Raw genomic sequence first — 21,569 nt, forward strand, 5'->3', positions numbered from 1 at the left:
CGACGTGGATGACATCGCGTACGCTCACCTGGAGCGCGCCGCGGACGCCTTTGCCCGGCACGACGAAGCGCAGACGCTCGCCGAACTGTTGGCAGCCTGGCGGGCGTGCCACTCACCGGCCCTGGTCAGGATTTGTGACGAGGTCGAGAGGCGCTCGGTCGCGATGCGCATCGCCGTGGATGCCGACGCCGGGCCACTGAGGCCAGTCCCGTGTGCCCGTCGAAGCCTCGGCGCATGAGAGGAAAGGAGGTGCTGTAGAGGGGGAGGGCCCCTTCACGTAAGCCAAGACCCTTGAGCCTGCCTCCACACTTCACGCAGACGAACACGTCGAAGTCGAACGTCCTGCTGAGCAACTCGGCGTAAGTCCAATCGCGGTGTCCTCTCTTTCATCCGTTCCTTCCTGGCCGCTGCCTCAAGCCCCGCGCTCGCCTCCTCCTCATCTGCTTGAGGGAGCACGGGAGGACGCCATCGCCGCGCGAATCCCTCGCGGCGACGTGTTGGTGTTGGGAGAGGTCATGCAGATGTCGCTGGATGTAGCCGTTGGTCGTCCATGTCTGGGAATGCCGCGATTCGCGACCAGCCTGCATGGGTCGGTGCGTATTCGGTTCGAGGCGCCGTCACCGTCAATTGCGTGGGGTCGGCCGCCTTGAGTGGATGACGTTCAACGTGTGGCACATCCAGGGAGAAGACAAATGCGAGGATTCATTGCGGTGCTGGTGGCGGTGGGGGCGTTGATGACTGGCTGCGGAGGGGTGGAGGCCGACGCGACGGAGGCGGACCTCCGGACGGAAGACTCGGGTGACAAGAGCGCACAGGTCGTCCACTGCTCTACCTGCACCCTCGCGTACAACCGGTGCCACACTGCCGCCAATGGCGACCCGGCGAAGGAAGCTGTGTGTTCCGACACCTTGGTGGACTGTCTGGCCATCTGCACCTGACCGTCGCTCACGAGGCTCGAAGGGTGCGGCCGTGCTGCTCAGGCGGTCGCACCCTGGAGGTGGCTCGTGCGGGCTGATGGCCGCATCAGGTCGGCGCTTCCCGCACCATAGGGAGGGGGGCGCCAGTTCAGCGATGAGGCTGTGCGTGTAGCCCTCCAGCGCCTTGGGCAGGGCAACGCCCGCCGGGCGCTCCACGAGAGCTTCGGCATCCTCCTCGGACATGGTCTGAAACAGGGTCAGGGGAACTCTCTGGCCAGGGAATGCCCGAGCCTCACCGTGCGGCGCTTCGCCCAGGACGGACAGGAGCATGTGTCTCGCTCCTGGCGCCAGTCCGTGGTGTAACGGCCCGCCTCAGCTTCTCGAAACGGGAACGGAGCGCGGCAGCCACACGGTGAACGTGGTTCCTTCCTCCTGGCTGGAGCGGGCCTCGATGTGCCCCCCGTGCGCGCGAGCGATCTCCTGGGCGATGAAGAGCCCCAGCCCAAGGCCGGACGTCGGATGCCCCTTGTCCGTCGCCCTCCTGAAGGGCTCGAAGAGGTGCGGGAGCAGGTCCGAGGGAATCGCCGGGCCTTCGTTGTGAATCTCCACGCACACCTGCTCTCCCTCGTCGCGCAGCACGAAGTCCACGGGAGTGTCCACGGGGCTGTAGTCCAACGCGTTCTTGCCCAGGTTGCCGAGGAGCTGCGTGAGCCGGTCGGCGTCCCACTCGCCCTGGAAGTGGCCCTCGTGGACGCTCATCCGGAGCGCCCGCTGCGGATGGCCGATCTCCAGCTCCTCCCTGACTTGTTGACAGAGGGCGCGCAGATTGGCGGGGCGGGGGCTGATGGGGATGCCTCCTCCCAGCCGCCCGCGCGTGAAGTCGAGCAGGTCGGAGATCATCCGCCCCATGCGCTCCGCGCTGAGCGCGATGCGGCGCACGGCTGTCAGGTGCTTCGGGATGATTTCCTCCGAACGCATCAGCGCGTTGACGGACAAGAGGATGGCGCCGAGCGGACTGCGCAAATCATGGGAGACGATGCCGAGGAATCGCTCGCGGAACTCGGCCGTCTGCCGCAGCTCCTCCTCGATGCGCTTGCGCTCGGTGATGTCGGTGTTGACGGCGACCGCCCCGATGATGTCGTCCCCGATGCACACCGGGGCGGCGGCGCAGCGCACCACCACGTCCTGGCCCGTCAGCAGGTGGCGTGCACGGACCTCCTGGGTGGTGGCCTTCCCCCGGAAGGCTCGCATGAAGGGCTCCTCCTCGGGCGTGAGCCGGTGGCCGTCCTCGGCGGAGTGGTTCCGCAGCCGCTCTCCCAGGCTGGCGACGTTCTGGTTCAACTCCTCCAGGGACTGGAAGCCGAGCATCTCCAACGCGGGGCCGTTGGCCAGCTTGATGCCGGTGGCATCGCCCACGTACAGGGCATCCGGGATGGCCTGGAGGATGGCCTGAAGGATGGCCGCGTCACGGGTCATCTCCTCCGCGGTGCGCGTGCGCTCGGAGAACAGCCGCTCCTGGGTGGCGCGCAGCGTCTCGGTGGCGAGGGCCTCCCTCCGCCGGCGCGAGTGCACCCGCTCCGTCACGTCCGAGGCGACGACGATGACGGCCTCCACCGGACCCTGGGCGTCGCGGACGGGCTCGTAGACGAAGTCGAAGTACACCTCCTCGAGGGCTCCGCCTCCCTGGCGCATCAGCCGGGCCGGGACCTCCCGGCCGACGTAGGGACTCCCCGTGGCGAGCGCTCCATCCAGGAGCGTCTCGAAGCCCTGGCCCACGACCTCGGAGAGCGCCTCGAAGAGAGGCTTGCCCAGCACCTGCTCGGGACTTCGGCCCCAGATGCGGCACATGTGGGGATTGGCCAGCTCGATGACGTAGCGGGGGCCGCGGAAGATGGCGATGCCCGTGGGCGCCTGCATGAAGACCGTCTGGAGCCATTCCCGCTGGCGCTCGGCCTCCGTGCGTGCCTGGGTGGCCAGTGTCAGGGACTCGTTTCGCGCACGCACCGCCTCGCGCAGCTCCTGGTTGGCGGCCTGGAGCTCCTGGGCCCGACGCGGCGATTCCCCTTCCATTTCCGCGGTGCGCCCCAGGAGGGCCGCCGTGTGCTCGCGAGACAGGCGCACGAAGTCGGTCACGTCCTCCAACCGGTGGAGGACGTAGCGCACCTCGCCCTCGGGGGAGAGGACGGGGGTGTTGAGGGGACGCCAGTAGCGCTCCTCGAAGCCGCCGCCTTCGGCCTCGGGTCGCTGGAGGTCGTGCTTCTGCACGGCCATGGTGTCCGGCGCGCGCGTGGTCAGGGCCCGCTCCAGCGAGGCGCGCAGGTCGCGGACACCGGCGGCATGCGCGTCATCCAGGCGGTGGCCGAGGAGGCCCTCGCGCGTCGTCCTGGTGGCGCGCAGGTAGGCGTCGCTCACCGCCACGAGGGTGAAGTCCGCGTCCGGCAGGATGGCGAGGTATGCGCCCGGGAGCTGCTCGAAGAGCTGCTGGAAGTCGGGAGGATGGGACGGAGGCATGGCGAATGTGAGCCAGCTTGTCCTGGTGAACTCACGGCGGTGAACCGCGACCACGGGGCCGTGGGCCGCAGCGTTCCCAGGCGGACGGTCCACGGCTCATCGCCGCTCCGCTCGTGGGGGATGACTGCTGTCAGGGCCCTGATGACCGCAGACATCAGGACTCGCTCCTGGCCTTGCGAGTCCCTGCCTCCAACCCATTGAAATCAGGGAGGCGGCTTGGCCACATCGGGCCACTTGAGCGTGGCATGTCGGGTGCAATCAGACAGGACATCGCCGCACTGACCGACCCCACCCGCCGCACTGCTTGAGGAGCCTCCCATGCGTAGCCGCCGCCTCGGTTCGTCCCCCTCCCGTTCCTCGACCTTCTCCTCCTCCACGGCGTCCAAGCCGAAGCCGCCCGCGCGAGCCAACACGCTGCCCGCCTCGTCGCCGTCTTCGCAGACGCTGAAGCCCTCGCAGACGAAGCCCGTCGCGAGCACGCCGACGGCGCCGGAGTCCAAGCCGGTGAAGCACCCGGGCATGCCCGAGGGAGGCCCGTCCTACAGCCCCTGGGAGAAGACGACGGGCCAGGCCTCGGACATCATGGTGAGCGGAGGAGACAACAAGCTGACGGCGCCCGCGGGAGCGAAGCAGAACACGCTCGTGGACAGGCCGGGCCGGCCCTTCGAGCGGGACACCTACGGCGGCGGCAAGCTGAGCGGCAACGTGGGTTCGATGCAGGCGTCCACGACGAGCTACAGCGGCAATGGCGTGCGCTACAACTCGGCGCAGGCCGAGGTGAATGGGCCGAGCGCCGCGTACGAGTTGCAGAAGACGCACGAGGGCCGGTTCGGCACGACGAGCGGCCAGCTCACCGCGGACGCCACCAGCTTCAAGGGCCAGGCACAGGCGGGGTATTCGCTGGACAGGAACTCTCACGCGTATACCGGAGCGCTGACGGCGAAGGCGGAGACGGGCGTGGGCGTGGGGGCGAGCGCGAGCCACGACTTCAACCGGCACGTGGGCGGTTACGTGAAGGGCGAGGGAAGGGCCTCCGCCAATGCCTACGCGGAAGGCGTGGCGAGCCTGGACCCGAAGACGGCGACGGCGATGCTCTCGGGGCAGGTGGGCGCGTCGGCGACGGCGGGAGCGTACGGCACGGCGGGCGGGCACCTGGGCCGTTTGCACGGCTCCGTCACGGGAGGCGTGGTGGCGGGAGCGGCGGCGCAGGCGGGCGGCAAGGTGGGGCTGGAGAATGGCTTCTTCAAGACGGCCGCGGACGTGAATGCCGCGGCGGGCGTGGGCACCCACCTGAAGTCGGACGTGGCGGTGGACCTGCGTCACCACATCAAGCCGGGAATCGCGTCGGGCCTGCGTCCCAGCCTCGCTGGTGCCACGAGCGTGGCGTCGCCGGCGAGCACCATCCAGCCGGAGAAGTCGCGCATGGAGAACTTCTTCGCCAAGGCCTTCCACACGACCTGATACGCCCCAGGGGGCGGCGGCTTCGATGGCCGCCGTCTCCACGCAAACGTCCCCTACATCAGCCCTCCGTGAAAGCGGCCGAAGTATCGGGCGAGCAGGAAGGACGCCGCCACGAAACCGCAAGCGGCCGGCAGCAGATGCGGCCACTTGCGGTGGTCGAAGTTCCCGACGCGCCCGAGCAGCGCATACGCGACGGTAAGATTGAACAGACCCTGCAGCGGGTGTCCGCCCCGCTCGACACGCGCGACCTCCTCGACTTCGACCGCATCGCGAAGAAGCTCATCGCCGCGCTCGACAGGCCCGCCGCCGAAGAGGGCACACCGACGAGCACTTGAATGACCCACCCAAGGTCCGTTTGAGTCGAAGCGCGGTTCCTGTCCGGCAAGCCCGGGTCGGCCAGAACAACGGTGGGCGTGTCGATCTGTCCCAGGCTCGTTCGTCGCCACGTTGGAAGGCGGCCGAGCACAAATGGCGCAGGCGAGGCCTGTGCCGAAAGGAGTGACGGGATGTCGAGGCTTCGGGTCAACGCATTCTCAATCTCAATCGATGGTTACGGCGCGGGTCCCTGCCAGGACCTGGACAATCCGCTGGGAGTCGGCGGTACCGCGCTGCACACGTGGGTCTTCGGCACGCGGACGTTCCAGAAGCTCCACGGCGACTTCGCCGGGGCGCTGATCGGCGACGAAGTGGGGCGGGCTGGCCCGGATGACGACTTCGCCGCGCGCGGCTTCGAGAACGTCGGCGCCTGGATTCTCGGCCGCAACATGTTCGGGCCGATGCGTGGCCCCTGGGTCGATGACGGTTGGAAGGGCTGGTGGGGACCCAACCCGCCCTACCATGTGCCCGTCTTCGTGCTCACGCACCATGCGCGCGAGCCGCTCACGATGGAGGGAGGAACGACGTTCCACTTCGTGACCGATGGAATCCATGCCGCGCTGAAGCGCGCGAAGGAGGCGGCCCTGGGCAAGGATGTCCGACTCGGTGGTGGCGTCGCCACCATCCGCGAGTACCTCACCGAGGGGTTGATCGACGAGCTCCACCTCGCCATCTCCCCCGTGCTCCTCGGTCGTGGCGAGCACCTCCTCGCGGGCATCGACATGGTGAGCCTCGGCTACCAGTGCACGGAGCACGTCGCCACGAGTCACGCCACGCATGGGGTCCTGGCGAAACAGCCCCCAACCAGGTGATTGGCCCTGGGGTTCTTGGACCCCAGGAGGGAGCGTGGTCACTGTTTCATTCTTCGGGTCGAGCGTGCGTGGGCTTGTCTGGCTGAATTCCATCCAGGCTGGTAAATCTGTTAAGTCGTGTAGTTTGATTAAGACGGCTTAATCCGGTTATGTTCCCGGGGTCGGTCATCTCGCCGGCACACACCCCAAGGACAATCACCCGTGAAGATGAAGACCCTGATTATCGGGCTGGCGTTTGGAAGCCTGTTGACGGCGTGCGGCGGCGCGCCGGAGGAGGTGGCTGACACCGAGAGCCCCATCGGCGAGGCGGAGCAGGGTGTTTGCGAGGGATATGACCAGGGCGCGCGGCACTGCACGTTCAAGTGCACGGCCAACGACTGGCGTCACTGGTATGGCTACAACGACGTCGCGTGGGGGCAGTGCGAGAACGTAGCGCGCCGCGACTGCGGCAGGGAGCCGTACAGCGTCTGCTGGAGCATCCCCTGAGTCAGGCCCACCACTCTTCGTCCCAGGAATCCCTCCCATGAAGAAGCTGACGAATCCCTTGATGATGGCGCTGGTGTCCATGGTGTGCCTCTCCGCGTGCGGCGGAGCTCCCGAGGAGACGGCCGAGGAAGCCGCTCTACCGGACCCCTCGTCCGCCGTGCTGTCGAGAGACCGCGTTCCGGGAGAGGTCAGCGCGTCCTGGACCGCGAACTGTGCCGGCTGGGAGAACGGCGCGCGCACATGTTCGTGGCGCTGCCGCAGCTCCAGTGAGTGGATGTGGGCCACGCAGAGCGTCGCGTACGGGCAGTGCAATGCCTACGCGAACAACTTCTGTGGCCTCAATGCCCACGCGACCTGCTGGAGCAGCAACTCGCATCCGTAGTCGCGGTTGACGGCGTCGAAGTCTCGGAGGCCCCGGGCTCTCTCGTGAGCTCAGGGCCTTTCTTCATGTCCGGTGGTGCACGCGGGCCGGGCACAAGTCAGGCGCGCAGCGCGATGGCCGCCACCTCGGGATTGGCGACCTTCAGGAACCCCTCTCGCTGGACGAAGATGGAGCGGTCCAGCCGGCCCGAGTTGAAGACAATCTCTTCGTGCGCCAGCAGGCCCGGGTCCACCACGAGCTTGAGGTCCGGGTGAAAGGACACCGGTGGGACGGCGCCCATCTCGCAGCCGGTGAGCTCCTGGGCCACCGGTGGGGGCGCGAACATCGCGTGCGTCCCCCCGCCGAGCGCCTTCACCGCTTCAAGGTCCACCCTGCAATCTCCAGGCACCACGGCCAGGAAGTAGCGCCGCTCCTTCTTGCCCTGCTTCACCATCAGCACCATCGCCTTCGCCGCCTGCGCGAGCACGTTGCCTCGAATCTGGCTGATGAGCTCCGTGCGCCCCTCGGGCTCATGCTCGACCACGCGGAAGCTCGCCCCGTGCTCCTGGAACAGCGCGATGAGCTTGTCATGCAGGTCCGTCGTCATGGGGTCAGCCTTTCGTCAGGGGGTGAGGAACCGCGGGCGCCCGCCCCAGTCCGGGCAGGCGTTTTCCCAGCACGACGAGCACCAATCCCGCGAGCACCAGCAGCGCGGCGGCCACGTGCATCCCACTCAGTCGCTCACCCAGCACGAGCATGGAGGACGCCATGCCAAACACAGGCACGAGCAGCGCGAAGGGCGCCACCACGTTGGGGGAGTACTTGCGGAACAGATGTCCCCAGATGCCGAACGCGACGATGGTGGCCAACAGCCCCGTGTACAGCACCGCCCCCAGCCCCTTGAACGTCCCCAGCCGAGGCAGCGCCTCCCACTGGCCCTGCTCGAAGAGAAACGACAGCACGAGCAGTGGCAGCGGCGGCACCACGCTCATCCACACCATCAGCCGGAAGGTGTCCACCGCCGCCTTCTTGATGAGGATGTTCGCCACCGACCAGGCCATCGCCGCGCCGATGACGAGCGCGAAGCCCTCCCTGCTCACACTGCCCTGACGCGTGCTCGCCAGCAGCAGGATGCCCGACAGCGCCACGCCCATCCCCACCCGTTGCCACGCGGAGGGCGCGTCCTTCAACACATACGCGGACAGGACCGCCGTGAAGATGACCTGCGATTGAATCGCCAGGGAAGACAGTCCCGCCGGCATCCCCAGCTTCACGCCCAGGTAGAGCAGCGAGTACTTCACCACGCCCAGCACGATGCCCACCTTCAGGAGGGTGCTCCACGCAATCGTCCCCCGACGCAGGAAGAGCACCGCCGGGAAGGCCGCCGAGAGGAAGCGCAGGGCGGAGAAGAAGAGTGGCGGGAAGGTGTCCAGGCCCTCCTTGATGACCACGAAGTTGAAGCCCCACAGCGCGGCGACCAGCACGGCGAGGGCGATGTCTCGGAAGGCCATGGGCACTCAGCTCCAGACCACTGCCTCGTCCAGGGTCTCGTTGGGGAGGCCGATGAAGAAGGCCAGCGTCAGCCGGTCCGCTCCGCCCACCCGTTCAATCGCATGGTAGTACGTGGGGTTGAGCAGGTACACGTCCCCCGTCCTGGGCTTGAAGACATTGCACGCATGGCCTTGGACGACCCCTTCGTCGTATCCCAGCCCGCCCTTGATTTTGAAGGCCTCGTCTTCCGGGTTCCACTTCTTCCGGTAGTGGTACAGCTCTCCTCCCGCGTCACACTCCTGGAGGCACACCACGCAGCTGAGCTGGTGTCTGAGCTGGGAGACCTTCATTCCCAGGGAGGCCGCGTCCCGCATGATGTTGTCGTTGTGCAAGGGGTTGCGCACGCCGTCGGCATGGATGCGCACGATGCACTCGGCATAGGGGCGCCCATCCGGCTCGCGGGCGGGCTCGAAGGCGCGCAAGCCGAGCGTCTCCTTCAGCCGCCCTCTCACGCGGGTGGACAGGTCGAACCCCAGCTCCCGGAAGAGGTCGTGGGTCTGCTCCGCCTCCCGGAAGTACGGCTCCGGGTCGGGAAGGAAGCGGGCCAGATAGGGGCCAATGGTGGTGAGCGCGCCATTGACATAGCGGGTGGTGGTGGCGCGCGCGAACTGGCCCTTGATGCGCTGGCAATGACTGTCGAACGTCTCCCGGGGGAGCAAGTCCCTCAAGACGACGACGCTGACGTCTCCTCGTACGAGCTGGCCGAGCACCTCGGGCCCGAGCGTCTGCCCTTGCCCCACGTGGTGAACCACGCTGCCCCAGTCGCCAGTCGGTCCTGTCGTCATGTTTCCACCCACCTTCAAGAAAGGGGAACCTCGATGACCTGCTCGGGAGGCAATGTCTCCCACCGCTCCGCCGGGGCGAGTGACGGGATGATTTCCGAGGCGAAAACGCAGAAGCCCGGCCCCATCAGCCGCCGCATGTTGAAGTAGCGAGGGTAGGGCGTCGTCGCGGGAGTGTAGTGGAGGAGGTACGCCCGACGGGGAGACACCGCGATGGCATTGCCCGACGAGCCGCCCGGCGGAATGGCCCGCAGCTTCGCCAGCGTGGCGCCGGGGTCCAGCGTGTCCCTCCGCGCGTCCACGACGTAGTCGAAGTACTCCGCCGAGTCGAAGCGTGACTCCGCGAGCCCCAGCAGCGTGTGCACGGTGGGCAGGTAGCCGTTGTGCATGAAGTACCAGGGCCCGGCCTGGCCATGGCGCTCCAGGGGATGGGTGAACTCCAGGCCCGCGTTGCGTGGGACGGTGGCGTGCCGCACGTGCACCGCCAGGAAATCCGTTTCGGTGTCCCAGGCTCCGCAGGCCCGCGCCCGTTCGGAAGACAGGGTGCTCGGGTCCCGGTGAAGTGCCAGGCCATGGGGCGCTCCCGCCTGACGCCACACCGCGCCCCAGCCGTTGGGGTGACAGCGGAACGGACTCTCATGGTCCGCCGTGCGCCCTTCTCCCATGGCGACGGCCGCGTTGATGATGGCCCGCGTGTCGAAGCGGCCCGAGGCGAGGATGAGTCGGCACATGCTCATCCCCCCAGTCGGGCCGCGATGCAGCCCTGCAAGTGGTGGCGGACCTCGTCGAGAGTGGTCCCGCTCACCACGATGCGCCCCCTGAAGCCCGTGTGGCGCAGCTTGTCGGAGGCGAGCGTCTGGGCTCGGGGGCTCGCGCTGGCCTCGGCCGCGGGCCCACCCGCCGCGAGGCGCAGCACCTCCACCGTCACGCCCTTCTCGCGCAGGGCCTCGCCTTCGCGCAGCTCGTCCTCGGAAGCACACGTCACCTGTCCCACGCAGGCTCCGGGGCCTTCACGCGGCGGTGGGAGCGTGGGAGTGCGCTCGCCCAGGTGCGTCTCGAAGACGAGCTCCGCCCACTTGATGCCCGTGGCCCGCTCCACCAGTCCGACGAGTCCTCCTCCCGAGAGGCGGAAGCCCATCTCCACGAAGAAGGCGCCGCGAGGATTCTGGAGGACGTCCACGTGGAAGGGGCCCTCCCGGTAGCCGGTGGCATCCAGACAGGCCTGGGTGAGCGCGCGCAGGGCAGGCGCCGCCCGGTCTCCATGGGTGGCGATGTGTCCGGCCTCACGAAAGCCGCGCAGCTCCGGCGTGCCCGGAGCGGATTCTCGGGTGATGAGCTTCTCGCACGTGGTGAGGATGAGCGCCCGACCGTCATGGGCCAGCCCCTGGATGGAGTGCTCGCGTCCCTCGATGAACTCCTCGAGGAGCACCCGCTCGAAGCGCGCACCGTCGTAGTTGGACAGGGTGCTCAGCGCGCGCAGCGCCCTGTCTCGTTGCTCCGCGTTCTCGACGAGGAAGACGCCCAGGCCCCCGCCTCCGTTGGAGGGCTTCGCCACCAGGGGAAAGCCCACGCGCGTGAGCGTCTCCGCGGCCGCGGGTGAGCCCAGCTCGAAGCTGACGTGGCGCGGCTGGAGTACGTCGGGGCACGCATGGGCCAGGGCCTCGCGCTGTCCCCACTTGTCCAGGGGACTGAACGCGCCATAGGGCCAGCGCTGGCGAGGGCTGTCCTCCAGGATGGGCGCGAGCGCGAATGAGCAGTCCACATACCGCTCGAAGCCCGCGAGCAGCAGCGTCACCTTCACGCCCAGCGACTCCAGGGCGTGCTGGACCTCTTCGGGCTGGGCGGGGTGCTCCACCGGCACCTCCAGGTCGAAGGGACGGCGCCCCAGTTGCTGACGCCAGCTCAGATAGGCGGGCGTCTCCACGAGGAGGGTCTGCAAGCCGCGCCTGCGAGCGGCATCGAGATAGGGGTCCAGGCCATCCCGGGTGGCCCCGAGCTGGACGAAGGCGCCCGAGGAGTTCGTCGTCTGAATGGGCATGCGCAGTGCCTCAGCGGCCCGAGAGGGTTTCCAGCACCACTGGCCCGTGGGGGGAATGGCGCGTTTCGATGACGCCCTTGTGCGGGTCTCTCTCGAGGATTGCCCCCAGCAGATTCTTCTTTCCGCTCGGGGGCACCCCGGTTCCGAGCGGACGCAGGTAGAGCGTCCTCAGTTGGACGATGTCCAGGCCGCTCACCTGTTCGAGCGTGTTCTGCAGAGCCTTGCTCTCGTCGGAGAGGGCAGGTGCATGGGTCGCCCGCAGGAGGGCGTGGATGTCAGTGATTCGCGCTGACAGCGCCGGATGTTCCGCGTGGAGATAGCGCTCCAGGTTGCGTCCGGCGTCCGTGAAGGGGGAGTAGACCATGCAGACCAGCTGCGCTTCGCTCAGGCCGTAGGTCCGCGCGGCGAAGGTGTCCATGGCCTCGCGCATGCGGGTGACGGCCGCTTCATCCGAATAGCGGGCGCGCATCTTGTCCACGAGCGACGGTGGGAATTGCTTCTGGTGCATCAATGAGAGGGCGAACCGCACGTACTCGTCGATGCCCTCGCGGTAGGCACGTCCGAAGAGGCGCTCGCACTTGAGTCCGCGCAGGTGCGCCATCAGCGCGGGATTGGCGCAGTCGGACTCCGTGAAGCTGAACGCCAGGTCATCGAACTCGAAGCCGAGGTAACCGGTGAGCAGCTCCCAGTGGTCCCCGGACGCGTAGTCGGTGTCGTCGTAGATGGAGAAGAAGCGCAAGCTGTCGCTCACGCCCGTTTCGATGCGCCGCTCCTGGATGGCCTCCGTCGCATCGCCGCCATGGATGTCCCGGAAGTACGCTCGGGCGAGCTCGTCCATGGTCCCCAGGAAGCCCTTGAACCCCTTGTGAGCCGTGCCCTCGGGGCCCTCCAGCCCGAACTGCTGACCGAGTCGATGGACCCAGACCAGGTATGTGCGCTGCTCGCGGCGCGAGTCCCCCGTGACGATGACGTTGACGCCCCCTCCATGGGCCGCCGCCAGCCCGAAGGCATTCACCATGCTGAGGTTGCAGGCATTGCAGAAGGTGGGGCGCGCGTCGGCCTGGGTCCGGTGGCCGGTCATCAGGATGTCCACGCGGTTGCGGCGGACCAGGGACTCCGGAGGCGGGAGCTCCACGTCGAAGGCGCGCACGGTGCCGCCGTCGACGAGCAGCAGCTCGCAGTCGGGGTCCTCGAAGAGATTGAGCGCCTGGTAGCAGCGTTGGATGTTCTCCATCACCGCCTGGGGCATGCCCGCATGCCGATTGGTCACCACCCGCATCCGGAAGGTGCTGCCGTGGATGCGAAAGAGGATGAGCTGGATGGCGCGGACGAAGGCCAGCGTATAGGAGCTGTCCTTGCCTCCACCGTAGGCCACCAGGAGCGTATTGCTGGCGAGGACGTGCTTGTCTGGCAGTGCCGCGTACAGCTTCGTCACACACCGGATGGCGCCCTCCAGGTTCTCCGGGGAGAGGTAGGCGCGCAGCCTCGTGAAAGTCTCATCGCGCAGATGATGAACGGGGTGCGCGGGCTGAGCCCGCCCCGTGGCGCCAACGACTTGCATGAGGCATTCCCCCTTGTGTACGGCTTTGAAGGCCGGGGCACATGAATACCCAGGGAAATGGTCAATGCATGGGAAACGTGGCGTGCGCGAGGGTGACTGTCTGTGTGCTCGGTGACAGGCTTTGTGTGTCTGGGATTGTCCTTCAAGTGGGAGTGCCCCGCGAGGTCTCAGCCCGCACCTCGCGGAGCACTGCGGGCCTTTCAGCGGGAGGGTGAGAGGGTCTCCAGTCCCGAGGCGAACAACACCGCCGCTTCCGCCTGCTGAACGGCCTCCTGCTGACGCAGGTGCAGCAGCCGCAGGTCCTTCAAGGAGCGGAGCGCGTCGAGCAGCTCCAGGATGCTCCCGCGTCCTTCGCGATATGCGTCCTCCGCCATCTTCCTGAGAATGGGGAGCCGCTCCACCACCTCGTGCTCCAGCGTGGCGAGGGCCTGGCTCCGGCCCGAAAGGACCGCATGGGCGCGGGCCAGCTCCGCTCGCGCCTCGGCGACCTCCGCGTCCAGTGCACGTGACTCCGCGTCCACTTCAGCCGAAGCCCGGGCAATCGCGCCCTGGTTGCGGTCGAACAGCGGCACCGGCAATGACAGGCCCAGGTACACCGACACACTGTTCTCCCGACGAGTCAGCAAGGTGCCCGCGGCCAGGGAGGGCACGGGAAGCCGCTCACGGCGCGCCAGGGAGAGGCTGCCCCGAGCCATGGCCTGTCGCTCGCGAACCGCGACGAGCGACGGTCGGTGCTCCCGAGCCTGTTCCCACAGGCGCTCCAGGTCAGGCATCGCGTGGGTGTTCCCCAAGGTCCCCCGTGCACGAGGACTCCACTGGGGAAAGCCGAGCAGGCTCGCGAGCTGTCCGGCAGCATCCTCGACATCCGCCCGCGCGTTCCGCACCTCGACTTCCAGTGAGCGACTCTCGACGCCGATGCGCTCCACGTCGTAGCGACTGGTCTCACCGGCGGAGGCCCGTCCCCGGACGACCTGCTCCACGCCGCCCAGGTCCGTCTGGTTCTCCTCCAGGATGCGCAGCGACTCCTGTCGCGCCAGCAGCGCCGCGAAGGCCGCGCGCACCGCCAGCGTCCGCTCCGCGAGGGATGAGGCCACTCGCGCCTGTTCGGCCTTCACGCCCAGGTCCGCCACCTCGCGGCGAACGCCTCGCTGTCCGAAGAGGAGCAGCGGTTGCTCCAAGGTGAGCTGGTGCTGGGACACCGCGCCGGTATTGGCGCCCGAGGCCAGACGCTGTCCGCCGTAGCTGAGCGACGGATTGGGCAGCATGCCCGCCGTGACTCGCTCCGCCGCGGCCACGTCTACACGCGCCCGCTCCGCGGCTGTCCACGGACTGTGCTCGGCCAGCAAGCTCAGGGCTTCCTCGAGGGTGACGGACTCCGGAAGGCGCGGGTCCTGGGCCCGCGCGCCGCCGGTATTGAGGACCATCCACAAGACACCGAATGCAATGAAGTGCTTCATGCCGCCGCCACCTCCACCGGGTGCTCCTTCCTGTCTTCGTGCGGGTTGTCGGGCAGATGGACCAGGTCTTCCTCTGGCTCCGCTGTCGTGCCAGACGTCTTGCTCGCGAGGACGCTGTACAAGGCTGGCAGCGCGAACAGCGTCACCAGCACCGTGGTCACCAATCCACCGATGATGACGACGGCGAACGGGCGCTGCGTCTCGCTGCCCACGCCCTGGGAGAGCGCGGCGGGCATCAGGCCCAGCATGGCGAGCATCGCCGTCATGAGCACCGCGCGGAACCGGCTCGCCGCACCCGAGGGCAGGGCGGAGGCCAGTGCTTCTCCGGCGCGTCTGCGTTCATCCACGGCGCTCACCACCAGCAGGGAGGCCAGACACACCTGACCCAGCAAGGTGATGAAGCCCACCGCCGCGCTGACCGACAGGGGGATGCCACTGAGGGCCAGCGCGAAGACGCCTCCGCACATGGCGAACGGAGCCACGCCCAGGACGGCGGTGGCGCTGCGCAGCGAGCCCAGCGCGGCATAGAGCAGGGCGAAGACGACGACGAAGGAGATGGGCACGATGACGGCCAGTCGCCCGAGCGCCCGTTGCTGGTTCTCGAACTCGCCGCCCCACACCAGGAAGTTCCCATCGGGGACCGTCACGTCGCGGCCGACGCTCTCCATCGCCTCCTGGATGGTGGAGCCCAAGTCCCTTCCTTCGACGTTGAATTTCAGCGCGAGCATGCGGCTGTTGCCCTCGCGGTTGATGTTGGCGCGGCCGATGGCCTTCTCGATGTGAGACACCTCCCGCAGGGGCACATGTCCACCGCTGACGGTGGGCACGAGGATGTTGCCGATGCGCTCCTCGTTCTCGCCCTCCGACGGCGCGAACTTCACGCGCACGGGAACGGGGCGCTCCTGCTCCCACAGCTCCGTCACCACCCGGCCGCTGAGCGCCGTCTCCACCACGTCCTGCGCTGTCGTGACGTCGATGCCCGCCCGGGCCAGTGCCGGCCGGTCCAGCACCACCTGGAGCTGCGGCACGTCCGAGTCACGGTAGAGGCCCAGGTCCACCACGCCCTCGACCTCCTGGAGCGAGGCAATCGCCGCCTCCAGCGTGCCGCGCATCACCTCCAGGTCCGTGCCGAACACCTTCAGCACCACCTTGCCGCGCACGCCGCTGACGGCCTCCTCGACGTTGTCCTTGATGGGCTGCGAGAAGTTGAAGCCCACGCCGGGAATCTCGGACAGGGAGGCGCGCATCTCCCGCACCAGCCGCTCCTTGTCCCAGCCCGGGCGCCACGTCTCGGTGGGCCTGAGCCGGACGAACGTCTCGCTCATGTTGACGCCTTCGTTGTCCGTGCCGTCCTCGGGGCGGCCCTGCTCGCTGAGGGTCTCCAGCACCTCGGGGAACGCGAGCGCGCGCTTGCGCACCTCCAGGAGGATGTCCGCGCCTTTCTCCAGCGAGATGCTGGGTGGCATCTCCACGAAGATGAGGATGTCCCCTTCGTCCAGCTCAGGCAGGAACTCGCTGCCCACCTGGGTGGAGGCCACTGCCGTGCCCAGCACCAGCGCGCCCAGGCAGGCGAAGACCAGGCGTCGTCGGCCGAGCAGGCCCTGGACGGCTCGGGCATACGCCTCGCGCATCGTGACGAGCAGCTTCGGCTCCTTCACCTCGGCGTCCTGGGGCCGCAGCAACAGGGCGCAGAGCGCGGGGACCACGGTGAGGGCGAACACGAGCGCGCCGATGAGGGCGAAGCCGTACGTCAGTGACAGCGGTCGGAAGATGCGTCCCTCCACGCGCTCCAGCGTGAAGACGGGGAGGAGGGCGGCGATGATGATGGCCATCGCGAAGAAGGTGGGCCGAGCCACGTCGAGCGCCGAGTGGAGGATGAGGCCGAGCATCTCCTTGCGTCCCTTGGGCCGCCGCGCCCCCGCCACGTGGAGCACGTTCTCCACCAGCACCACCGCGCCATCCACGAGGATGCCGAAGTCGATGGCCCCCATGGAGATGAGGTTGGCGGGAAGTCCCAGCGCCTTGAGGCCGATGAACGCGGTGAGCAGCGCGAGCGGAATGACGGACGCGACGATGAGCGAGCAGCGCAGGCTGCGCAGGAAGAGCCACACCACCGCGACGACGAGCAGCGCGCCGTGCAGCAGGTTGTGGTGCACCGTGGACAGCGTCTGCCCGACAAGCATGCTCCGGTCATAGAACGGCTCGATGCGCATCCCCTTGGGGAGCACGCTCTCGTTCAGTTCCTTCACCTTCGCGTGGACACCTTCCAGCACCGCGCTCGGGTTCTCGCCTCGGCGCAGGAGGACGACGCCTTCGGCCACGTCCATGGACAGGTCATGTCCCACGGTTCCGCGTCGCGGCGTATGCGAAGCCACCACGCGCGCCACGTCGCCCACCGTGACAGGCGTGCCGTCCTCGCTCTTCAGGACGATGTCCTGGACGTCTCGCGGCGAGCGGAGGTAGCCCACGCCTCGGATGAGCAGCTCCTGGTCTCCATGTTTCAGGAACCCGCCGCCCACGTTCCGGTTCGAGCGCTCCAGCGCTTCGGTGACCTGGGCCAGTGTGAGGTCGTGGGCGAGCAGTCGCGACGGGTCCACCTGGATGTGCAGCTCCTTGAGGAAGCCGCCGAAGCTGAGCACGTCCGCCACGCCCGGCACCTGTCGCATCAGGCGCGCGATGTTCCACTCCATCTCGGAGCGCGTCTCCGCGAGCGTGTGCCGCTCACTCAGCACGCGGAACTGGTAGATTTCTCCGAGCGGCGTGGCCTCGGGCGCGAGCCGCACGTCCGCGCCGTCCGGCAGGTCCGCCGAGGCGAGTCGCTCGCTGACGACGGTGCGCGCCTTGAATGGGTCCGCCGCGTCGTCGAAGGTGAGGGAGATGAGCGACAGGCCGAAGAGGCTCTCGCTGCGCATCTGCATCATCATCGGCGTGCCGTTGAGGACACGCTCGATGGGGACCGTCACCTGTCGTTCAATCTCCTCGGGCGCGAGGCCTGGGAATTGCGCGATGACGTTGACCTGGAGGTTGGTGACGTCCGGGAACGCCTCCACGGGCGTGTCCAGATAGGCCTTCACTCCATAGAGGCCGATGGCCAGGGTGATGAGGATGACGGGGATGCGTCGTCTGACGCAGGACTCGATGAGGGCTTTCAACATGGTTTTTCCCCGGCCTCAGAGCAACTGGTCCGCCGCGCCATCGAGGAGCAGGGCGCCCTGGGTGACGACCTTCTCTCCCGGGGACAGGCCGGAGATGACGCGCACCCGTCCCTCCACCGACTGCGCCACCGCCACGGTGCGCCGCTCGAAGGTGAGGGAGTCCTGTTGCACGTAGACGACCAGTTGTTTGCCATTGCGGATGAGCACCGCCTGGGCCGGCAGGGTGATTCCCGCGTCCGTCGCTTCGATGCGCACGCGGCCGAACATGCCGGGCCGCATTCCCGCGCCCGAGGTGTCCAGGTGGATGCGCACGGGCGCCGTCCGCGAGCCCGCCGTGACGACCGTGCCCACGGAGATGACCTGGCCGGACAGCGGCCCCCGCTCGGAGGGCAACTCCACCTGGACCTTCGCGCCCTCGCGAACCAGAGGCAGGTCCCGCTCGAAGACCTCGGCCACGACCCAAAGCGCGGAGGGGTCTCCGACTTCGACGAGTGGCTCGCCTCCTGGTTGGAGTGAAGCGCCCACGCTGGCGTTGCGCGACAGCACGGTGCCGGCGATGGGCGCGCGCAGCACGAGCGTGGAGCCCGTGCCTCCTCCCACGAAGCTGGAGGCGGACTGCGCGCGGGAGAGCTCGGCCTGTGCCTCGGCCAGACGGGTCTCCGCGGCCAGCCGCTCGCGTTCAATTCCCACGCCCTGCTCCTGCATGCGGCGCTCGCGCTCGACGGCGAGCTGGGACTCCCGCAGGGCCGCCGTCGCTGTCAGCACCGCCGTGCGAGCAGACGACGCCTCAGGACAGTCGAGCGTCACCAACGCATCGCCCGGCTTCACCGTGTCGCCGGTGCGGACATGGACGGTGACGACCCGGCCCGCGAAGGGCGCGGCCACGCGGGCGATGGCTTCGTCACGGAAGGCCACGCGGGCGGGGGCCTGGAGCAGCGCGCCACTGGAGTCCGGGCTCACCACGGTGGTGGTGACGAAGGCGCGAGAGCCCTCGGCGATCTGGAGGAGCCCCTCCTGAGCGGGCTTTGGGGGTATGCGCTCCGGTGGGGCATGGGCGGGAGCCCCGTCGGAACAGCCGGCGGCGAGGGCCAGCAAGGCGAGCAACGAAAGTCGGGTCATGCCCATCCCCTGGGCAAGTCCTGGTCCACGGCCTCTTCGACTCAACCTCTTGGAATCACGAGCATCAGGGCTGCTGCCCGAGCAGGCGTGAGTGGTGAATCTTGAACCATCTGTGCACTTTCGCCACAGTCGGCGCGGTGAGAATCTCGACGAAGCTCGGGCTCGGGCTGGCGCTCACGAGCGCCGTCATCCTGGGCTCCCACGGCTACCGGCAGCTCCAGCGCGAGGAGGCGGACCTGCGCGGGGCGTCCGAGCACGAGTCCCGCTTGCTCGGAGTCGCCCTCCAGGTCGCGGTGGAGAACGCGCTGCGCGACGGCCAGTCCGCGGACGTGCGGGAGATGCTCGAGTCGCTGGAGCTTCGAGACCCGAGCGTGGACGTGCTGGTCTTCGACGCACGCGGAGGGCTGAAGGTCCACTCCTGGGGCGGAACGCAGGCGCGCCTGCTCGTCGAGTCGGACATCCACGAGGTGATGGCGTCCTCCAGGGTGGTCAGTCGATTCGAGGGGCCCGAGGGCCTCTCCCATCTGTCCGTCGTCCTCCCGTTGCGCGGAGATGATGGCGCGCCGCTGGGAGCGCTGGCGGTGGTGAAGCCGTTGGATGGCTTGCGACAGGACCTCCAGGCCACGCGGCTGAGCGCGCTGCTGTCGGTGCTGATGCTCATCGCGGGAATCTCGCTCGTGGGGTGGCTGCTGGTGCTGCTGTACATCCAGCGCCCCCTGGCGCGTGTCGCGGGCGCGATGCGCACGGTGCGCGGCGGTGACTTCTCCGCCACCGTGCAGCCGTATCAGCGGGACGAAGTGGGAGAACTCACCCAGGCCTTCAATGCGATGATGAAGGAGCTGGCGGAGGCGAGGGGACGGCTCGACGCGGAGGTGGAGACGCGCATCGCCCTGGAGACGGGCCTGCGTCGCGTGGACAAGCTGGCGACGTTGGGACAGCTCTCCGCGGGACTGGCCCATGAGATTGGCTCTCCGCTGCTCATCCTCGGCGGACGTGCGCAGGCACTCGCCGCGAGGACCGAGCTGCCCGAGGACGTCCGTCGCAACGCGGGCATCCTCGTGGAGCAGTCCGAGCGCATCACCCGCACGGTGCGACAGTTGCTGGAGTTGACGCGCAGGAGGCCCACGCGGATGGAGACGCTCGACGTGCTCGTGCCGGTGCGCGCGGTGGTGGAGTTGCTGGAGTTGGATGCGCGCAAGCGAGGAGTGCGGCTGGCGCTCGACAGCGAGGCGTCACTGCCCGCTGTCCTGGCGGATGCCGATGGCGTGCAGCAGGTGGCGTTGAATCTCCTGACCAATGCGCTCCGCGCCACGCCTCGGGGTGGGACGGTGCGGGTGTCGCTGGCACGAGGCGCCTTCCGGCTCGCCCCAGCGCTGCGGGAGCGTGAGGGCGTGAGGTTGGTGGTGGTGGACACGGGCGTGGGCATCGACGCGGAGTGCCAGTCGCGCATCTTCGAGCCGTTCTTCAGCACGTGGCCCGAGCAGGGTGGCACGGGCCTGGGGCTCGCGGTGGTGAAGGCCATCGTCGCCGAGCATGGAGGTGCTGTCTCGGTGGCGTCGCGGGTGGGTGCGGGCAGTGAGTTCACGGTGCATCTGCCAGTCGCGGACGATGACTCGCGGGGAGAGGTGGCGGCATGAGCGCGGTGGAGCGGCGACTGCTCGTCCTGGATGACGACGCGGGAGTGGTGGACTTCCTCTGTGAGAGCCTGACCGGGCGTGGCTACACGACGGTGGGCTTCACGTCGCCGACGGAGGCGCTCGCGCGGTTTCGCGAGGAGTCGTTCGACCTGGTGATTTCCGATGTGGAGATGCCCGAGCTGCGGGGCACCGAGTTGCTGGAGGCGCTCCTGTCGGAGAAGCCGGGGCAGCTCGTGCTGCTCATCACCGCGTTCGGCAGCATCGAACTGGCGGTGACCGCGGTGAAGGCCGGGGCGTGCGACTTCGTCACCAAGCCCTTCAACATCGACGTGCTCGTGCTCTCCATCGAGCGCGCCCTTCGAGAGCGTCAGCTCCGACGAGAAATCGTCCGCCTGCGCGCGGCCGTGCCCATGGATGCGCCGGGAGGACTCGTGGCCCGCAGTCCCGCGATGCGCAAGCTGTTGGAGATGGCCCGCCGCGCCGCGCGCACGGACTCCACGGTGTTGCTCACTGGCGAGACGGGGACGGGCAAGAGCGCGCTCGCGCACCTGGTCCACGCTTCGAGTGCCCGGCGCTCCGAGCCCTTCCTCCAGCTCAACTGCGCGACCCTTCCACCCGGACTCGCGGAGAGCGAGTTGTTCGGCGCGCGGCGCGGCGCCTTCACCGATGCGCGCGAGGACCGGGCCGGCGTCTTCGCGGCGGCGGGGGCGGGGACACTCTTCCTCGATGAAGTGGGCGAGCTGTCCCTGGAGGTCCAGGCCAAGCTCCTCCAGGCGCTGGAGACGGGCAAGGTGCGGCCCCTGGGGGCGAGCGCGGAAGTCACGGTGCGCGCACGCGTGGTGGCCGCGACGAATCGTCCGTTGGAGGAGCTGCTGCGCGAGGGCCGCTTCCGGCCAGACCTCTACTACCGCCTCAACGTCATCCGCCTGGAGGTGCCTCCGCTGCGCGAGCGGCGCGAGGACATCGTCCCGCTGGTGGACTTCTTCCTGGGACGGCTCGGCGGAGTCCAGGCGCGAGAGGTGCTCGGCGTGTCGGCGGCGGCGATGCGCAGGCTGGTGGGGTACGCGTGGCCCGGCAATGTGAGGGAGCTGGCCAACCTGCTCGAACGCGCGGTGGCGATGACGGACCACGACACGCTGGTGCCCGAGGACTTCGACCTGCCCGGCGCTGGAGACCCGGGCATGCGCTCCCTGTTCTCACGTGCGACAGGAGAGGAGCCGCCGCTGGAGGACGTGGAGCGGGCCTACGTGCGCCGCATCGTCGACGCGCACGGTGGCAACAAGGCCGCCGCGGCGCGCATCCTCGGCATCAACCGCCGCACGCTCTACCGGAAGCTGGGGGAGTGA

Annotated in this window: 19 protein-coding genes; 9 read left to right on the top strand and 10 right to left on the bottom strand. The window is 68.4% G+C overall.

Annotated elements, in window-relative coordinates:
- Nucleotides 1–4: 4 nt before the first annotated feature.
- Both G4D83_RS09525 and G4D83_RS09530 read left to right on the top strand, forming a co-directional pair.
- Entirely contained in the window at nucleotides 5–238 is a 234-nt protein-coding gene (locus G4D83_RS09525; protein WP_163864389.1) for a hypothetical protein, read from the top strand.
- 454 nt (nucleotides 239–692) lie between these two features.
- Complete coding sequence (locus G4D83_RS09530; protein WP_163864390.1) at nucleotides 693–938, top strand: hypothetical protein; 246 nt, start codon at nucleotides 693–695, stop codon at nucleotides 936–938.
- Between the two features lie 351 nt (nucleotides 939–1,289).
- Here G4D83_RS09530 and G4D83_RS09535 read toward each other — a convergent pair whose 3' ends face one another.
- Complete coding sequence (locus tag G4D83_RS09535; RefSeq protein WP_163864391.1) at nucleotides 1,290–3,428, bottom strand: PAS domain-containing sensor histidine kinase; 2,139 nt, start codon at nucleotides 3,426–3,428, stop codon at nucleotides 1,290–1,292.
- A 318-nt stretch (nucleotides 3,429–3,746) separates the two neighbouring features.
- On the opposite strand from G4D83_RS09535, the gene G4D83_RS09540 reads away from it, so the two are divergent.
- From G4D83_RS09540 to G4D83_RS09560, 5 genes are all read left to right on the top strand, one after another.
- Nucleotides 3,747–4,889 (top strand): hypothetical protein, encoded by a 1,143-nt coding sequence (locus G4D83_RS09540; protein ID WP_163864392.1) that lies wholly within the window; start codon nucleotides 3,747–3,749, stop codon nucleotides 4,887–4,889.
- A gap of 68 nt (nucleotides 4,890–4,957) precedes the next feature.
- Nucleotides 4,958–5,224, top strand: coding sequence for a hypothetical protein (locus G4D83_RS09545; protein ID WP_163864393.1), 267 nt, complete (start codon nucleotides 4,958–4,960; stop codon nucleotides 5,222–5,224).
- Nucleotides 5,225–5,395: 171 nt separating this feature from the next.
- On the top strand, nucleotides 5,396–6,076 hold the full coding sequence (locus G4D83_RS09550; protein ID WP_163864394.1) for a dihydrofolate reductase family protein: 681 nt from the start codon (nucleotides 5,396–5,398) through the stop codon (nucleotides 6,074–6,076).
- Nucleotides 6,077–6,283: 207 nt separating this feature from the next.
- The gene (locus G4D83_RS09555; protein ID WP_217911429.1) at nucleotides 6,284–6,562 is read left to right on the top strand and encodes a hypothetical protein; all 279 of its coding nucleotides are present in this window, start codon (nucleotides 6,284–6,286) and stop codon (nucleotides 6,560–6,562) included.
- 37 nt (nucleotides 6,563–6,599) lie between these two features.
- Nucleotides 6,600–6,944, top strand: coding sequence for a hypothetical protein (locus G4D83_RS09560; RefSeq protein ID WP_163864396.1), 345 nt, complete (start codon nucleotides 6,600–6,602; stop codon nucleotides 6,942–6,944).
- Nucleotides 6,945–7,041: 97 nt separating this feature from the next.
- Here the strand turns inward: G4D83_RS09560 and G4D83_RS09565 are convergent, their stop codons facing one another.
- From G4D83_RS09565 to G4D83_RS09605, 9 genes are all read right to left on the bottom strand, one after another.
- On the bottom strand, nucleotides 7,042–7,530 hold the full coding sequence (locus tag G4D83_RS09565; RefSeq protein ID WP_163864397.1) for a YbaK/EbsC family protein: 489 nt from the start codon (nucleotides 7,528–7,530) through the stop codon (nucleotides 7,042–7,044).
- 4 nt (nucleotides 7,531–7,534) lie between these two features.
- Nucleotides 7,535–8,434 carry an EamA family transporter gene (locus G4D83_RS09570; RefSeq protein WP_163864398.1) on the bottom strand — a complete coding sequence of 300 codons (900 nt, stop codon included), beginning with the start codon at nucleotides 8,432–8,434 and terminating at the stop codon, nucleotides 7,535–7,537.
- A gap of 6 nt (nucleotides 8,435–8,440) precedes the next feature.
- Nucleotides 8,441–9,259: a 2OG-Fe(II)-dependent halogenase WelO5 family protein gene (locus G4D83_RS09575; RefSeq protein ID WP_163864399.1), complete on the bottom strand. Its 819-nt coding sequence runs from the start codon at nucleotides 9,257–9,259 to the stop codon at nucleotides 8,441–8,443.
- A gap of 14 nt (nucleotides 9,260–9,273) precedes the next feature.
- Entirely contained in the window at nucleotides 9,274–9,987 is a 714-nt protein-coding gene (locus G4D83_RS09580) for a class II glutamine amidotransferase (RefSeq protein ID WP_163864400.1), read from the bottom strand.
- A 2-nt stretch (nucleotides 9,988–9,989) separates the two neighbouring features.
- Nucleotides 9,990–11,294, bottom strand: a complete 1,305-nt coding sequence (locus tag G4D83_RS09585) for an ATP-grasp domain-containing protein (RefSeq protein WP_163864401.1) — start codon at nucleotides 11,292–11,294, stop codon at nucleotides 9,990–9,992.
- Between the two features lie 10 nt (nucleotides 11,295–11,304).
- Nucleotides 11,305–12,855: a hypothetical protein gene (locus tag G4D83_RS09590; RefSeq protein WP_205522602.1), complete on the bottom strand. Its 1,551-nt coding sequence runs from the start codon at nucleotides 12,853–12,855 to the stop codon at nucleotides 11,305–11,307.
- Between the two features lie 200 nt (nucleotides 12,856–13,055).
- Nucleotides 13,056–14,312: a TolC family protein gene (locus G4D83_RS09595; protein ID WP_163864402.1), complete on the bottom strand. Its 1,257-nt coding sequence runs from the start codon at nucleotides 14,310–14,312 to the stop codon at nucleotides 13,056–13,058.
- A complete protein-coding gene (locus tag G4D83_RS09600) occupies nucleotides 14,309–17,467 on the bottom strand; it encodes an efflux RND transporter permease subunit (RefSeq protein WP_163864403.1) in 3,159 nt (1,052 codons plus the stop codon). The genes G4D83_RS09595 and G4D83_RS09600 overlap by 4 nt, the downstream gene beginning before the upstream one ends.
- A gap of 15 nt (nucleotides 17,468–17,482) precedes the next feature.
- Nucleotides 17,483–18,586: an efflux RND transporter periplasmic adaptor subunit gene (locus tag G4D83_RS09605; RefSeq protein ID WP_163864404.1), complete on the bottom strand. Its 1,104-nt coding sequence runs from the start codon at nucleotides 18,584–18,586 to the stop codon at nucleotides 17,483–17,485.
- 137 nt (nucleotides 18,587–18,723) lie between these two features.
- On the opposite strand from G4D83_RS09605, the gene G4D83_RS09610 reads away from it, so the two are divergent.
- Both G4D83_RS09610 and G4D83_RS09615 read left to right on the top strand, forming a co-directional pair.
- Nucleotides 18,724–20,223, top strand: coding sequence for a sensor histidine kinase (locus G4D83_RS09610; protein WP_163864405.1), 1,500 nt, complete (start codon nucleotides 18,724–18,726; stop codon nucleotides 20,221–20,223).
- Nucleotides 20,220–21,569: a sigma-54-dependent transcriptional regulator gene (locus tag G4D83_RS09615; RefSeq protein ID WP_163864406.1), complete on the top strand. Its 1,350-nt coding sequence runs from the start codon at nucleotides 20,220–20,222 to the stop codon at nucleotides 21,567–21,569. The genes G4D83_RS09610 and G4D83_RS09615 overlap by 4 nt, the downstream gene beginning before the upstream one ends.

The organism is Myxococcus eversor, from assembly GCF_010894455.1.
GTDB classification, from domain to species: domain Bacteria; phylum Myxococcota; class Myxococcia; order Myxococcales; family Myxococcaceae; genus Myxococcus; species Myxococcus eversor.

Excerpts from the sequence above, each read along its gene's own strand:
- G4D83_RS09570 (WP_163864398.1), bottom strand. The coding sequence starts at position 8,434 with ATGGCCTTCCGAGACATCGCCCTCGCCGTGCTGGTCGCCGCGCTGTGG.
- G4D83_RS09530 (WP_163864390.1), top strand. The coding sequence starts at position 693 with ATGCGAGGATTCATTGCGGTGCTGGTGGCGGTGGGGGCGTTGATGACT.
- G4D83_RS09605 (WP_163864404.1), bottom strand. The coding sequence starts at position 18,586 with ATGACCCGACTTTCGTTGCTCGCCTTGCTGGCCCTCGCCGCCGGCTGT.
- G4D83_RS09595 (WP_163864402.1), bottom strand. The coding sequence starts at position 14,312 with ATGAAGCACTTCATTGCATTCGGTGTCTTGTGGATGGTCCTCAATACC.
- G4D83_RS09575 (WP_163864399.1), bottom strand. The coding sequence starts at position 9,259 with ATGACGACAGGACCGACTGGCGACTGGGGCAGCGTGGTTCACCACGTG.
- G4D83_RS09560 (WP_163864396.1), top strand. The coding sequence starts at position 6,600 with ATGAAGAAGCTGACGAATCCCTTGATGATGGCGCTGGTGTCCATGGTG.
- G4D83_RS09535 (WP_163864391.1), bottom strand. The coding sequence starts at position 3,428 with ATGCCTCCGTCCCATCCTCCCGACTTCCAGCAGCTCTTCGAGCAGCTC.
- G4D83_RS09585 (WP_163864401.1), bottom strand. The coding sequence starts at position 11,294 with ATGCCCATTCAGACGACGAACTCCTCGGGCGCCTTCGTCCAGCTCGGG.
- G4D83_RS09565 (WP_163864397.1), bottom strand. The coding sequence starts at position 7,530 with ATGACGACGGACCTGCATGACAAGCTCATCGCGCTGTTCCAGGAGCAC.
- G4D83_RS09615 (WP_163864406.1), top strand. The coding sequence starts at position 20,220 with ATGAGCGCGGTGGAGCGGCGACTGCTCGTCCTGGATGACGACGCGGGA.
- G4D83_RS09580 (WP_163864400.1), bottom strand. The coding sequence starts at position 9,987 with ATGTGCCGACTCATCCTCGCCTCGGGCCGCTTCGACACGCGGGCCATC.
- G4D83_RS09550 (WP_163864394.1), top strand. The coding sequence starts at position 5,396 with ATGTCGAGGCTTCGGGTCAACGCATTCTCAATCTCAATCGATGGTTAC.
- G4D83_RS09540 (WP_163864392.1), top strand. The coding sequence starts at position 3,747 with ATGCGTAGCCGCCGCCTCGGTTCGTCCCCCTCCCGTTCCTCGACCTTC.
- G4D83_RS09555 (WP_217911429.1), top strand. The coding sequence starts at position 6,284 with ATGAAGACCCTGATTATCGGGCTGGCGTTTGGAAGCCTGTTGACGGCG.
- G4D83_RS09590 (WP_205522602.1), bottom strand. The coding sequence starts at position 12,855 with ATGCAAGTCGTTGGCGCCACGGGGCGGGCTCAGCCCGCGCACCCCGTT.
- G4D83_RS09600 (WP_163864403.1), bottom strand. The coding sequence starts at position 17,467 with ATGTTGAAAGCCCTCATCGAGTCCTGCGTCAGACGACGCATCCCCGTC.